This window comes from Marinobacterium sediminicola (genome assembly GCF_022343685.1).
Classification (GTDB): Bacteria; Pseudomonadota; Gammaproteobacteria; order Pseudomonadales; family Balneatricaceae; genus Marinobacterium; species Marinobacterium sediminicola.
Map to the genome: position 1 here is coordinate 2,523,890 of NZ_CP092123.1, position 12,970 is coordinate 2,536,859.

Genomic DNA, 12,970 nt, shown 5'->3' on the forward strand with positions numbered 1-12,970 from the left:
GGCTTCCATTACCTGCGAGAGTGGAGCCCCTCAGCGCTGTCGCAGGGTTTCCGACGGCAGTTCACCGAACATCTTGCGGTACTCGGAAGAAAAACGCCCCAGGTGGGTAAAACCGTAGTCCAGTGCAATTTCGGTGACATTGCGAATAGCCGCGTTATGCTTCAGTTCTTCCCGCAAACTCTTCAGTTTTGACTGCTTGATAAACAGCTTGGGGGTCACGTTGAAGTACTTGGCAAAGAGGTTATACACAGTACGCACGCTGACGTTACCGACCTGCGCCAGTTCCTCAACACTCAAATCGTCACGGATGTGGGCTTCGATATAGGCCAACAGTACAGAAAAACTGCGATCATGAATCTGCAAGTCCAGACCGGACCGGGCATTACTGTCGAACTGCTGCAGCAGCTTTCGAATCAGGATATCACGGTATGGCAGCTGAAGATGACTGAGGTCCAGTTCAGTCTCGTTGGCTTCGAGCAGGAGTGCATCCAGCAGGCGCATGAAACCCAGTGACTGCTCCAGCTCGATGACTTTACGCTCAAATCGAACACCCGCTCTGGGTATCAGCCCCGTTTGTTCCAGACAAGTCTCGCGCACCAGCTCTTCGGGCACCTTGACGATGACCTTTTCACAGTCTGCCGAATAGGTCAGGTCGATTTTCTCCCCCGGGTTCATCATCAGAGCCTGGCCGCGCTGCAGCCGCACACGCTGATCAGGGAAGTGCCAGCGGCATTCCCCTTGCGTCACCACCTGAAAATGATAGATGCCTTGAAGATCAGGGCAGCGGACCTGAACATCATCGCCATAGCTGATGGATGACAGGCCAATACCGGCAAAATCGCGATAGCGAAGGCGTGATACCGGACGGCGGCTGCGGGTCAGGTCATTGAACTCGAGCCGGTGTTGCCCGACGTGGCGGTTCACATAAGCGGAAACCTCAAGCGGGTGGGCCTGATCAAAGATCACGGCATTACTGAGCACGTTGGTGAACATTGGCGGCACCGTTTTTTTGTAATTATTGTTAACGGATTCATTATAGGTAAACAGAAACCGGATGCAACGCCTGTTTTCTGATCAGATACTGCCCTCTGCCTGGGCCACCTTGTCCATCACGAATTCGATCAATGCTCGGGTTTTAACCGGCAGGTTCTCCCGGTGCGGATAAAGCATGTGCATGGTGCGGCCTTCCATTGACCACTCGGGCAACAGTTGAATCAGCTCACCCCGTGCCAGCTCTTTGGCTACCACATAGCGCGGCATGCAGCAGGCACCAAGCCCGCGTTTCACTGCATCCACCGCAAAACGAATCTCGTCCGTGCGCAGATGAGCGTGAGGCGTGAAGGTGATGGCATGCCCCTCCTGATCATGAAAACGCCAGAAAGCCGATCGCTTGAGCACCACCAGTGGCAGCTCTGAAAGCTCCTCTGGCCGTTTGGGACGAGGATAACGGTTGAGCAGATCGGGGGTCGCCACCACCACCATCTCCGTTTGCATCAGGGGGCGCGAGATCCAGTCATTCAGGGTTACCTTGCCCAGGCGAAAGGCGATATCAATGCTGTTTTTCACCAGGTCAACGTTCTCGTTGCTGAGAAACATTTCGACGCTGACACGTGGATTGATTTCCATGAACTCGAACACCCAGGGTTTGACGAAATGGTGCCCAAGGGTCAAGGGTGCAGTGATCTTGATATCACCGGAGAGTGACGACAGCTCCGAGTTGACGTCCTCCGAGCGCATCTCCAGTTCCGTCATGACCGGTGACAGGCTGCTGTAAAAACGCTGACCGGACTCGGTCAGACCGAATTTTTTCGAGCTGCGATGCACCAGCTTGTATCCGAGCTGCTGCTCGAAGGCCTGCAGGCGACGTGACAGGGTTGAGGTCGGAATGTCGAGATAACGAGCCGCGGACACCAGACTCCCCTTCTCGACCACCTTGATGAAATAGTACAGATCCTGATAGTTCATATTGTTATTCTCAAAAATGAAATCACGCCTTCCCGCGTATCCTGTAGATAAATATCCTCACCGGCCTATATTGGTCAACCATAACACAGCTATTTTCGGCAGCTGCGAACAGATCAAACCGTTCTTTTCTGTCCATGCTGCATAACGCTCAGGGCCTTCATGATGCCAGAAACAGAATCTATACCGTCGGCAGAAACAGCCGTCACCGTGGTCATCTCACGTCGGGTGATCAAGGGTCAGGAGGACCAGTTCGAGCAGTTAAGCAGCGAGATGACCTATCGTGCGTCGCGCTACCCGGGATATCTGGGGGCTGACCTTTTTCGTCCAGCGAGCCCCAACGACCCCGAATATCGCATCATCTTCAAATTTGCCGACGAGCCGTCACTTGCAGCCTGGCAAGCCTCCACTGAGCGAGCAGAAATTCTGGAGCAGATCGAGCCGCTGCTAGTCACACCCAGCAAAGTTGAAACGATGTCAGGGATCGTCAACTGGTTTACCCTGCCCGGCCACAACCCGGTCAAGCCACCACCCAAGGCCAGAATGACTTTCGTCAGCTGGCTGGCGCTTTACCCTACGGTTACGCTGATCTTTTTCCTGTTCGGTGACCTGCTGGCACAGATACCGCTGCTGCTGCGCACATTGATCGTGACCGCAGTGGTGATGGTCGCCATGTCCTACCTGCTGATGCCAAGATTTACCCGCTGGTTCGCTTTTTGGCTGTTCCCCAAACACGAACAGAATGAGCGCTGAACCCGGCCCTAAACTTCAGGAAGTCCCATGAGTTTGAAACTGACCGTCGTCGACCAATCCCCCGTGCAGGGCCTGCCCAGTGATACATCACCGGTTGCCATTACTGTCGATCTGGCACGTGCCTGTGACCGTCTGGGCTACCACCGTTACTGGGTGGCCGAACACCACAACAGCGTCAATTTTGCCGGCCCCTGCCCTGAGATTCTGATCGGCCATATCGCCAGCCAGACCGAGCGAATTCGTGTCGGCAGCGGCGGCGTCATGCTGACTCATTACAGCCCCTACAAGGTTGCAGAACAGTTCAGCATGTTGGAAACACTTTACCCCGGGCGTATTGATCTGGGCATTGGTCGCGCACCGGGTGGCGATGCGCTGGCGTCACATGCGCTGGCATACCCCGCGCAACCGGGACTGGAAGACTACGCCGAGCAGGCCTGGCTGCTGCAGCACTTTCTCCACGGCAGCCTGCCTGAGAACCACGCCTACAAGAGCCTGCAGGTGATGCCGGGCAAACCTGCCATTCCGCAAACCTGGATGCTCGGTTCAAGTGGTGGCAGTGCCGGTCTTGCCGGCCAGGTCGGCATGAAGATGTGTCTTGCCCTGTTCATCAGCCCGGACCCTGCGCCCCCCAGTGTCATCACCGAGTACAAGCAGGCATGGCAGAATGCCGGACACGAGGGAGCCCCTGAGGCTAGCATTGCCGTGGCCGCACTTTGCGCTGACAGCCGTGAGGAAGCGGCATACCTGGCGGCACCGGCGGTCTACTGGAAAGTAAAAGCGTTTCGACAGGGCATCCGCGAGGTGGTCAAGTCGCCCGATGAAGCCTTGCGACTCAAGGAACAGTTGAGCCCCTCTGACCAGGCATTCTTTGATGCGGTTCTGGATTCGATGATTCTTGGCAGCGCTGGCGAGTGCGCCGAGCAGATCGCTCAAGTAGCCGACCGTTATCAATCCGATGAGGTCGGTATCGTCACCGTGACCCATGATTATGCCCACCGCCTGCGCAGCTACGAGCGCCTGGCCGAGGTCTTGATCCGATAACGGCAAGCGCCCACTTCAGCCCGGGCCAGAACTCTCCCCCAGGGTCCGGGCACCCTCTTCTGCACCCAATGACACCGGCGCCTGTTGTTTACTGATCAGGCAGGCCTTGCGGACTTTTCATTTGTTCAGGGTGCCGCTATCCGTTTAAATCACACTTGCGCAGCGAGCAACATTGAACTGCGCCACCCTGCAGCTTTGCCCCGTTTCTCATTCAAGCCAATGGTTGATCATCAGCATGCATGTTTTTCAACAAAAGCCCCTGACACAGTGGCTGCAATCACACCCGCTTCTGAATCCGATCATCGCCCATCAGGAGCTGTGCTGGTTCAACCCCAAACTGCGCCAGTTTGCCGAGATCGTTGAGACCCTGCCGTTGGGCACGGCCGATATCCGGGACGCAGCCGACCGCTTACAGCGCTTCGCCCCCTATATCGTCCAGGCATTCCCGGACACAGCTGAAAACGGCGGCCTGATCGAATCACCATTGGTGAAAATACCCACTGTTCAGCAGGCGCTGGAAGCCCTGTATGGCCTGTCACTGCCGGGCTCGCTGATGCTCAAGTGTGACAGTCACCTGCCCATCTCCGGCTCAATCAAGGCGCGCGGCGGGATCTATGAAGTGCTCAAACATGCCGAAACTCTCGCCTTGGACGCCGGCCTGCTGTCACTTGACGATGATTACCGGGTGCTCGCCACCCCGGCCTGTCGGGATTTCTTTGCCGAACACAGTATCGTGGTCGGTTCCACCGGCAACCTGGGGCTCAGCATCGGCATCATGGGTGCCCAGCTGGGCTTCAAGGTCTGCGTGCACATGTCTGCAGACGCCCGCCAGTGGAAGAAGGACCTGCTCAAAAGCAAGGGAGTTATCGTCGTCGAACACCCGGATGACTACAGCAAGGCCGTGGAACAGGGCCGATTGGAGGCGCAGCAGACACCCCGCTGCCATTTCATCGATGACGAAAACTCTCAGGATCTCTTTCTCGGCTACAGCGTGGCGGCCCAGCGCCTGCAACAGCAACTGAACCAACAGGGCGTCATCGTCGATGCAGAACACCCGCTGTTCGTCTACCTGCCCTGCGGCGTCGGTGGCGGTCCCGGCGGCGTGGCCTTTGGCCTGAAACAGATTTTCGGTGATGACGTGCACTGTTTCTTTGCCGAGCCGACTCACTCCCCCTGCATGCTGGTGGGGATGTACACGGGACTGCATGATCAGGTCAGCGTGCAGGAACTGGGCATCGACAACAAAACCTGCGCCGATGGCCTGGCCGTGGGACGCCCTTCGGCTTTCGTCGGCCGGTTGATGACGCCCCTTCTGGACGGCATCTACACACTCGAAGACGATAGCCTGTATCGCCTGCTGGCATTGTTGAAGGACAGCGAAGATATAGCACTTGAACCCTCGGCGCTGGCTGGCTTACCCGGCATGGTCAAGTTGCTTTCTGAAGTAGGCCAGCCGTATCTGGTACAAAAAGGTCTGGCAGACAAACTGGATCAGGCGACCCATATCGCCTGGGCGACCGGTGGCAATATGGTGCCCGAGCAGGAGCGTTCAGATTACTATGCAACCGGGAAGGCACTGCTGTCAGCCCTGAAGGCCTAGTGCCATAAGGACAGCACGGCCACTCCACCGAAATACAGCACGAGCAGGATCACGCTCTCCAGGCCGATGTTCCCCGGCCCATGCCGTTGCCGATAGATCAGCCCCATCAGCAACACTCCGGTCATCAGCATGGCGTTGGCAAGCCAGAACTGCTCCGCACTTGAGATGGCGGCATAGATGGGGCCGTCTCGATAGGCAAAGTCCGAGGCGGCTACGAACAGGGTGTCGAAGGCATTGCCCCCGATAATGTCGCCAACCGCCAGGTTCAGCGCCCCCATTCGAACGGCCGTGATGGCAACCACCAGTTCGGGTATGGATGTCGAAACGGCCGTAAAAATCCCCCCGACAACCCCATGAGACAGCCCTGTTTTGGCTCCGAGAGGGACCGCCAACTCCGCAAGTGACCAGCCGGCCAATGCCACGACCATCGCATAACCAACAAAATGCAGCCATAACCGCCCAATCTGCAGACGGCCTCGAGAGCGACGGCCCACGGGTTCTGCCGGTGTATCTCGGGTCTTTCTCGGCAGCCACATCGGCATATCATGCGTTCTTGCCAACAAGTGAACGCCAAAAACATAAGCAGCAACCAGAATGAATGAAGCTGGATGGACCGAGAAAAGACTGGCACTCGGCAAGGAGAGTGCAAGTGCATGGATAGCCAACAAGGTCAGCAGGAAGGCCGACATGAACAGGTTCTCAGCGGATGCCGCCGCATGTTCCAGGTTCGCTCTGCGGTAAACGATATCCGCAAGAGCAAGAAATACGGTTTGCGCAGCGATCCCACCCAAGCCATTACTCACAGCCAGCTGCGCATAACCTTCTGCCGCCGCCGTGACAGATGTTGTTATTCCGGACAAGGAGGTTGATGCACCGATGAAGACGGCCCCCATAAGCGCTTGCCCCAGCCCTGTAGCCTGGGCGAGGTCTCGGGCGGTTTTGGTCATTTTGATACCCGCCACGCCAATGATGGCGGCGACCGCAGCGAAGGCGAGGATGATAAGCGCCAGTGGCCAATTATCCGGCCCATTCATGCTGGTACCTCACAATATTCTGCATGCAGACAGCGACCAGGAACCCAAGCCACAGGCTCCAGGCGACACCATCTGTCGAGCCATACTGATAACGAGTCTGTTCACTTCGTACCAGCAGACCTATGTTATTCATCAACAATAGCCTAAGGTTGGCCTCTGACACTCCCCCCAACCCAATCAAAACCCCGTGCCCTCATGAAGATCGGAAAAATCGCCAAGCAGACCGGCATACCTGTCGATACCATCCGCTATTACGAAAAAATGGGGCTTTTGCACGCCCCGCTGCGTAACAGCAACGGCTACCGCAGCTATAACAACTCTCACCTTGAACGGCTGCGCTTCATTCGGCGCTGCCGCAGCCTGGACATGTCCCAGGACGAGATACGCCAGCTGATTCACCTGAGTGAAACACAGGAAGCCGATTGCAGTGAGGTAGATGCACTGGTCGCTCATCACCTGCAACATGTCCGCGAGCGCCTGCAGGAGCTGGCCCAGCTCGAACAGACGCTGGTACAGCTTCAGACTGCCTGCGCATCAGGCAAAGCCATCAGGGAGTGCGGCATTCTGGCTGGGCTGCACACAGACCTGGAGCTACAGGATATTGAAGCTGGCAGCCATGTGCCCGGCATTCATGGGGCCAATCAGGACAAGCATTAAGTCATCGTCGACAGAGGTTGACTCTGTAGCAGCCACAGGGTTTTCAATGAAGCGATTCAACCCGCTTCAATAAAAGGAGACCTCATCATGGCATGCAGCTGTTCAGTTCCCGTTTCCAAAACACCCGCCCCAGGCTTTCGCAAGGCGCTCTGGCTTGCCCTTTGGGTGAACCTTGCGATGTTTCTGATCGAAGGCGTTGCCAGCCTGCAATCCGGCTCGGTCTCACTGCTCGCCGATGCGATCGACTTCTTCGGCGACAGTGTCAACTACATCCTCTCGCTGACTTTGCTGTCCATGGGCATGATCTGGCGGGGTTACGCTGCCCTGTTCAAGGGACTGACCATGGCCTTGTTCGGAGCCGCCGTTTGGGCACGAGGCCTCTGGACCCTGCAGACGGGCACCACGCCTGAAGCTATCACCATGGGCAGTGTCGGCCTGCTGGCACTGGTGGCTAATGTCAGCGTTGCACTCGCTCTGTTTCGATTCAGATCCGGCGATGCTGACATGCGCCCGGTCTGGCTGTGCAGCCGCAACGATGCGATCGGCAATATCGCCGTCATAATCGCGGCAGCGGGTGTATTCGGCACCGGCTCAGCCTGGCCTGATCTGATCGTCGCGGGAATGATGGGCGCGCTGGCGATAACCGCCGGTATCAGTGTGGTCCGTCATGCACGTGCGGATATTGTGACAGCCAGATCGGTAGCCCCCGCAACAACCAGCAAGCCTTCGGCATGATATCCGGGCTGTAGCCAGCGGCACAGGAGTCAGGCAGCAATAAGAAGAGCGCAAGGAGACGCTTGAAAGAAAACCGGCACATCCTGATGCGGATGTGCCGGTGTCAGGATCAGTCCTTCAAACGGGGATCGACCGCCGTCAGTTCGGCGGGCATCTTGTAGTGCTGGTGGCGGTTGAGGCGCATCTCCAGCAGACGGAAACAGCCGATCATCACCGCTGTGATGATCAGGTAGAGCACGCCCGCTGCGAGGAAAATTTCCAGCGGCGTATAGGTCCGGGCAATGATGGTGCGGGCAGCGCCGGTGATATCGAGCAGAGTAATGGTCGAGGCCAGCGAGCTGCTCTTGAGCATCAGGATCAGCTCATTGCCATAGGCCGGCAGCACGATACCGAAAGCGCGCGGCAGCACGATACGACGAACCTTCATCGCCTTGCTCATGCCAAAGGCATCGGCCGCTTCCAGCTCACCTTTGGGAATCGCATGGATAGCGCCACGAATCAGCTCGGCAGAATATGCCGCCGTGTTCAGCGTAAAGGCAATGATGGCGCACCAGTAGGGCTCACGCAGAACAGGCCAAAGCACGGACTCACGCACCGCTTCGAACTGGGACGCGCCGTAGTAGATCAGGAATATCTGCACCAGCAGCGGTGTACCGCGGAAGAAGAAGATATAACCGAACGGCAACGCACGCAGCCAGGGGTTATGCGACGCACGCATCAGCGCTAGCGGAACCGCCAGCAGCAAACCCAACAGACCGGACAGGAACACCAGCTCCAGCGTTACCCAGATGCCATCCACCAGACGTGGAAAGTACTCAACGATGACACTCCAGTCCCAGCTCATGCGGCTGCCCTCCTATCGGCCGGATTGGCTCGACGCTCAAGCCATGCGGTCATGCCCGTAGACAGTACGGTCAGCCCCAGATAGATCAGTGCCGCCGCCATGTAAAAGGTGAAAGGCTGGTTGGTAGAGCCGGTCGCCACATAGGCCTGACGCATCAGGTCGTTGAGACCCACGACGGATACCAGCGCGGTGTCCTTGAGCAGCACTTGAAACAGATTGCCCAACCCCGGCAGCGCCAGCCGCCAGACCTGCGGCAGGATAATGCGGAAAAAGGTTTTCAGCGGCGTCATGCCCAATGCCTGAGCCGACTCCCACTGCCCTTTGGGGATCGCCTGAATCGCGCCCCGGAACACCTCGGTGGAATAGGCACCAAACGCGATCGACAATGCCGCGACACCCGCTGCAAAGGCGCTGATTTCGATATAGTCGGTGTAACCGAACTGCTCGGCGATCGCCATCAGAATCATCGAACCACCGAAGTAGATGGTCAGCACCAGCAGCAGCTCAGGGATACCGCGAATCAGAGTGGTATAGAGAGTCGCCAGCGCACGCGCAGGCCAGAAACGGGACAGCTTAGCTGTCGCGCCGAGCAGTCCCAGAATCAGGCCAAAGACGAGACTGGTCAGTGCCAGCTTGACCGTCACCCAGGTGCCGGACAGCAGCAGATCACCAAAGCCGAGTAGATCCATTGATCAGAATATCCGCTTGCGGGGCCGACAACCGCCGACCCCGCGCTGTTATCAGTAGATGGAGAACGGGAAGTAACGCGCGTTGATTTCGGCGTAGGTGCCGTTTTCAACGATGGCCTTGATCGCCGCATTGAACTTCTCTTTCAGCGGATCACGCTTGCGAACCGCGATGGCGATTTCATCGTTGATATCGATGTCTGCACCCTTGAACTCAAAGTTCTCGCCATCTGCGCTGCGCAGCCAGTCATAGGCCGGGAACTTGTCGGAAAGCATGGCGTCCAGACGGCCATTGGCCATGTCCAGATAGGCTTCGCTCTGGGTACCGTAGAGCTTGACGTTAACCACGTCTGCCAGGTGATCTTCCAGATACTGTCCCGCACGGGTGGCGCGCTGAGCACCAACGGTCAACCCCTTGAGTCCAGCCTCGCTGGTATCCAGTTCCTTGCCCTTGGCTCCTACAAACGCCAGCACGTTGGAGTAGTAGCGGTCGGTAAAATCAACTACACGCTGGCGCTCCTTGGTCACGGACATGGACGCGATGATGGCGTCATATTTACGTCCCATCAGACCCGGAATGATACCGTCCCAGTCCTGTGCGACAATTTCACACTCAACCTTCATTTCCGCACAGAGTGCCCTGGCAATCTCAACGTCGAAACCGATCAGCTCACCCTGTTCGTTGATGGCATTAAAGGGAGCATAGGCACCTTCAGTGGCGATACGTACCTTGTCCTGAGCCATAGCCGCAGTGCTACCCAGTACAGTCAGGGCGCCAAGTGCAACAGTCTGCAGAATTTTTTTGATTTTCATAGCGTTATACCAGTTGAGTTTGTGGAGTTAGCCTGCCTTAAAAGACCCTTGTGAGGTCATTCAGGCGTGGCTGGCCATGAAGTCTCGCACTCGTTGTGAGCGCGGACGGTCAAAGACTTCTTCCGGAGTACCGGATTCCTCGATCTGTCCCTGATGCAGGAACACCACCTGACTGGACACCTCACGCGCAAAGCGCATCTCGTGGGTCACTATCAGCATAGTGCGGCCTTCCTCTGCCAGCGAGCGCATCACGGCCAACACTTCATTGACCAGCTCGGGGTCCAGAGCAGAGGTGGGTTCGTCAAACAGCAGCACCTGAGGATCCATCGCCAACGCACGGGCAATGGCCACTCGCTGCTGCTGCCCACCCGACAGGTTGGCCGGATAGGCGTCACGCTTGTTCAGCAGCCCGACGCGATCAAGCAGTTCCTCGGCACGGCTGATCGCCTGGTCGCGAGACTGCTTGAGCACCTGAGTAGGAGCCTCGATGATGTTCTCAATAATGGATTTATGTGGCCAGAGATTGAAGTTCTGGAACACGAAGCCGATACGCGAACGCATGCGTTCGAGCTGACGGATGTTGGCAGCGCGCAAGTCGCCGTCCTTGCCCGTCACCAGATTCAGTTCTTCGCCTGCAATCCTGATCTGTCCACGACTTGGACGTTCCAGCAGGTTGATGCATCGCAGCAGCGTACTCTTGCCGGAACCACTCGAGCCCAGAATCGAGATCACTTCACCATCACCGGCACTCAGGGATACCCCTTTGAGCACTTCCAGCGATCCGTAGGATTTATGAATATCGATTAATTCAAGGGCGGTATTTTTTTCGGTCATGGGTTCAACCCGATCGAACAAGCGACCATCAATAAAATTTAAACGCGCGATTGTACAACCAAAGTGCAACTTTCGTCATCTTTTGGTCTTTTCGACACTTTGTCGCCGGAGGTCGTGATTAAAATCCACTTCATGTATTAAGCATCGACATCCTGTCGGTCAGGCTTTGAGATTTTGTCCAAGGCCAGCTGCAACGACCTTTTAAATACCTGGCCACATTCGTCAGCTCACCAAAAGGAAATCGGCCGAGCCATCGCTGCTCACGACCGCCAGAACCAGGCAATATTCGATCAGGCTCAATCTCTTCGGTTCAGTTGTGCCGGGGAGAATGCCTCGAAGTATTTCACTTCCGCCTTGGTCATCATGACCCTCTTATGTCTGGTCGCAATCTCTTCTCCTGCGCGCCTACCGGCATTCTCGGCAGCTTCTCGGGTATCCCACAAAGAAAAGGAGCCGTACTCGGTTTCGTCCTCCGAGACCCCAAACACCACACTGACGAAGCCGTCCAGCGTTTGAAAGAACGCGTAGACTTCACCGGCAAAGGCTTCAATCTCGGGCCTGTTGTCGGGTGTAGACCTGAAGGTTAAATGACGTGCGTACATAGGACCTCCCTCGGTTATTGGGGGCCTTACCCAGTGTAGATGAAGAACGCCAGCAGCGATTCCGCTATTTCAGCATCCACAGCGCCAGCGACGGAAACAGCGCGACCAGCACAAGCGTCAGCACCTGAAGCGCGACAAAGGGCATCGCGCCCTTGTAGATTTCAACCATGCTGATATCCCGCGTGGCATTTCGAATATAGAACAGGGCCATGCCCACAGGAGGGGTCAGAAATGAGGTTTGCAGACAAAGCGCTATCAGAATCGCCACCCAAACGGGCTCGAAGCCAAACCCGGTCAGAATCGGCATGACCAGCGGTGCCACAATCAGGACGATTTCCATCCAGTCGAGAAAAAAACCCAACAGGAAAACCACCAGAATCACCAGTGCCAGTACCCCTTCGGGACTGAACGGCAAGGCATAGAGCGCATTTTCAATGACTTCGTCACCACCGTAACCGCGCAACACGACTGAGAAACAGGACGCACCAAAAATAAGGGCATACAGAAACGCCACCGTGCGTCCGGTTTGGTAGCAGACCTGGCGCAGGTCATGCCAGCTTAGCCGCCTGGCCGAAAAGGCCAACAGAGTCGCGCCGGCAGCACCGATTCCGGAGGCCTCTGTGGGTGATGCGATGCCTGCCAGAATCGAGCCCAGCACAGCGATGACCAGCAGTAAAGGCGCCAGCAGCGCCCCGGCCATGTCTCGTAACAGTTCCCAGAGGCTGCCGGTCTCCTCGGTCCTGTCCATTGCAGGCATCTCAGCAGGCCGCAGCAAGGCATATCCCAGCAGAAACACTATGAAACAGCCTGCCAGCAACAGCCCCGGCAGGATGGCGCCCATGAACAGGTCGCCCACTGGTATACGAAGCTGATCCCCCATCACCACCAGCATGATCGATGGCGGCACCAGAATGCCCAGGCAGCCTGTCGCGCCGACGGTACCGGCGCTGAGCCAACGCGCATATCCCGACTGCACCATTGTGGGCAAGGCGATGGTCGCCAGCAGCACCACGGAAGCCCCGATGATACCGGTGGAGGCCGCCAGTACCACACCGATCAGGACCACGGCGATCGCCAGTCCACCCGGAGCAGGCCCCAGCACCCGTCGCATCGCCAGAATCAACCGCTCGGCTATTCCTGAGCGGTCAAGCATGTAGCCCATGAAAATAAACATCGACATGGGGATCAGTGAATAGCTCGACAGGGTATCGAAAACACGGTTGGAGACGAATCCGATCATGCGCAACTCGGCCACTTCGGCAATTTCGAGTGGCTCCAGCACGCTGCCCAGTGCTGCAAACAGAACGCCGACCCCACCCAGCACAAATGCAACGGGGAATCCTGAAAACAGGATCAGCATGAAGGTGCCGAAAATCAGAAAGACAAAAAGGGCATCCATGGCAGCAACT

Annotated in this window: 14 protein-coding genes; 5 read left to right on the forward strand and 9 right to left on the reverse strand. The window is 56.9% G+C overall.

All coding sequences use genetic code 11. The features are described from left to right. Positions 1 to 30 precede the first annotated feature (30 nt). Together LN244_RS11415 and LN244_RS11420 are read right to left on the reverse strand one after the other, a co-directional pair. Entirely contained in the window at positions 31 to 993 is a 963-nt protein-coding gene (locus tag LN244_RS11415) for an AraC family transcriptional regulator (RefSeq protein ID WP_239039914.1), read from the reverse strand. A gap of 81 nt (positions 994 to 1,074) precedes the next feature. Beyond that, a complete protein-coding gene (locus LN244_RS11420) occupies positions 1,075 to 1,965 on the reverse strand; it encodes a LysR family transcriptional regulator (protein WP_239039915.1) in 891 nt (296 codons plus the stop codon). A 162-nt stretch (positions 1,966 to 2,127) separates the two neighbouring features. Between LN244_RS11420 and LN244_RS11425 the strand changes: the two genes are divergently transcribed. From LN244_RS11425 to LN244_RS11435, 3 genes are all read left to right on the forward strand, one after another. Then, entirely contained in the window at positions 2,128 to 2,715 is a 588-nt protein-coding gene (locus tag LN244_RS11425; protein ID WP_239039916.1) for an antibiotic biosynthesis monooxygenase, read from the forward strand. 27 nt (positions 2,716 to 2,742) lie between these two features. Continuing rightward, the gene (locus LN244_RS11430) at positions 2,743 to 3,756 is read left to right on the forward strand and encodes an LLM class flavin-dependent oxidoreductase (RefSeq protein ID WP_239039917.1); all 1,014 of its coding nucleotides are present in this window, start codon (positions 2,743 to 2,745) and stop codon (positions 3,754 to 3,756) included. A gap of 235 nt (positions 3,757 to 3,991) precedes the next feature. Next, positions 3,992 to 5,356, forward strand: coding sequence for a D-serine ammonia-lyase (locus LN244_RS11435; protein WP_239039918.1), 1,365 nt, complete (start codon positions 3,992 to 3,994; stop codon positions 5,354 to 5,356). On the opposite strand, the gene LN244_RS11440 is transcribed toward LN244_RS11435, so the two are convergent. Beyond that, positions 5,353 to 6,390 carry a sodium:calcium antiporter gene (locus LN244_RS11440; RefSeq protein WP_239039919.1) on the reverse strand — a complete coding sequence of 346 codons (1,038 nt, stop codon included), beginning with the start codon at positions 6,388 to 6,390 and terminating at the stop codon, positions 5,353 to 5,355. The genes LN244_RS11435 and LN244_RS11440 overlap by 4 nt on opposite strands. Before the next feature lie 195 nt (positions 6,391 to 6,585). Here LN244_RS11440 and LN244_RS11445 point away from each other — a divergent pair, with 195 nt between their 5' ends. Further along, positions 6,586 to 7,047, forward strand: coding sequence for a Cd(II)/Pb(II)-responsive transcriptional regulator (locus LN244_RS11445; RefSeq protein ID WP_239039920.1), 462 nt, complete (start codon positions 6,586 to 6,588; stop codon positions 7,045 to 7,047). An 87-nt stretch (positions 7,048 to 7,134) separates the two neighbouring features. Beyond that, a complete protein-coding gene (locus LN244_RS11450; RefSeq protein ID WP_239039921.1) occupies positions 7,135 to 7,782 on the forward strand; it encodes a cation transporter in 648 nt (215 codons plus the stop codon). A gap of 109 nt (positions 7,783 to 7,891) precedes the next feature. On the opposite strand, the gene LN244_RS11455 is transcribed toward LN244_RS11450, so the two are convergent. The 6 genes from LN244_RS11455 to LN244_RS11480 all read right to left on the reverse strand — a co-directional run bounded on the left by LN244_RS11455 (position 7,892) and on the right by LN244_RS11480 (position 12,960). After that, positions 7,892 to 8,626, reverse strand: a complete 735-nt coding sequence (locus LN244_RS11455) for an ABC transporter permease (RefSeq protein ID WP_239039922.1) — start codon at positions 8,624 to 8,626, stop codon at positions 7,892 to 7,894. After that, on the reverse strand, positions 8,623 to 9,315 hold the full coding sequence (locus LN244_RS11460; RefSeq protein ID WP_239039923.1) for an ABC transporter permease: 693 nt from the start codon (positions 9,313 to 9,315) through the stop codon (positions 8,623 to 8,625). Before LN244_RS11460 ends, LN244_RS11455 begins: the two co-directional genes overlap by 4 nt. Before the next feature lie 51 nt (positions 9,316 to 9,366). Beyond that, the gene (locus LN244_RS11465) at positions 9,367 to 10,125 is read right to left on the reverse strand and encodes an ABC transporter substrate-binding protein (RefSeq protein WP_239039924.1); all 759 of its coding nucleotides are present in this window, start codon (positions 10,123 to 10,125) and stop codon (positions 9,367 to 9,369) included. A 60-nt stretch (positions 10,126 to 10,185) separates the two neighbouring features. Then, the gene (locus LN244_RS11470; protein ID WP_239039925.1) at positions 10,186 to 10,959 is read right to left on the reverse strand and encodes an ABC transporter ATP-binding protein; all 774 of its coding nucleotides are present in this window, start codon (positions 10,957 to 10,959) and stop codon (positions 10,186 to 10,188) included. A gap of 296 nt (positions 10,960 to 11,255) precedes the next feature. Beyond that, positions 11,256 to 11,561 carry an antibiotic biosynthesis monooxygenase family protein gene (locus LN244_RS11475; RefSeq protein WP_239039926.1) on the reverse strand — a complete coding sequence of 102 codons (306 nt, stop codon included), beginning with the start codon at positions 11,559 to 11,561 and terminating at the stop codon, positions 11,256 to 11,258. 64 nt (positions 11,562 to 11,625) lie between these two features. Further along, positions 11,626 to 12,960, reverse strand: coding sequence for a TRAP transporter large permease (locus tag LN244_RS11480; RefSeq protein WP_239039927.1), 1,335 nt, complete (start codon positions 12,958 to 12,960; stop codon positions 11,626 to 11,628). Between the last annotated feature and the right edge of the window lie 10 nt (positions 12,961 to 12,970).

Coding starts and splice junctions, on each gene's coding strand:
- LN244_RS11415 (WP_239039914.1), bottom strand. CDS start 993: ATGTTCACCAACGTGCTCAGTAATGCCGTGATCTTTGATCAGGCCCAC.
- LN244_RS11420 (WP_239039915.1), bottom strand. CDS start 1,965: ATGAACTATCAGGATCTGTACTATTTCATCAAGGTGGTCGAGAAGGGG.
- LN244_RS11425 (WP_239039916.1), top strand. CDS start 2,128: ATGCCAGAAACAGAATCTATACCGTCGGCAGAAACAGCCGTCACCGTG.
- LN244_RS11430 (WP_239039917.1), top strand. CDS start 2,743: ATGAGTTTGAAACTGACCGTCGTCGACCAATCCCCCGTGCAGGGCCTG.
- LN244_RS11435 (WP_239039918.1), top strand. CDS start 3,992: ATGCATGTTTTTCAACAAAAGCCCCTGACACAGTGGCTGCAATCACAC.
- LN244_RS11440 (WP_239039919.1), bottom strand. CDS start 6,390: ATGAATGGGCCGGATAATTGGCCACTGGCGCTTATCATCCTCGCCTTC.
- LN244_RS11445 (WP_239039920.1), top strand. CDS start 6,586: ATGAAGATCGGAAAAATCGCCAAGCAGACCGGCATACCTGTCGATACC.
- LN244_RS11450 (WP_239039921.1), top strand. CDS start 7,135: ATGGCATGCAGCTGTTCAGTTCCCGTTTCCAAAACACCCGCCCCAGGC.
- LN244_RS11455 (WP_239039922.1), bottom strand. CDS start 8,626: ATGAGCTGGGACTGGAGTGTCATCGTTGAGTACTTTCCACGTCTGGTG.
- LN244_RS11460 (WP_239039923.1), bottom strand. CDS start 9,315: ATGGATCTACTCGGCTTTGGTGATCTGCTGCTGTCCGGCACCTGGGTG.
- LN244_RS11465 (WP_239039924.1), bottom strand. CDS start 10,125: ATGAAAATCAAAAAAATTCTGCAGACTGTTGCACTTGGCGCCCTGACT.
- LN244_RS11470 (WP_239039925.1), bottom strand. CDS start 10,959: ATGACCGAAAAAAATACCGCCCTTGAATTAATCGATATTCATAAATCC.
- LN244_RS11475 (WP_239039926.1), bottom strand. CDS start 11,561: ATGTACGCACGTCATTTAACCTTCAGGTCTACACCCGACAACAGGCCC.
- LN244_RS11480 (WP_239039927.1), bottom strand. CDS start 12,960: ATGGATGCCCTTTTTGTCTTTCTGATTTTCGGCACCTTCATGCTGATC.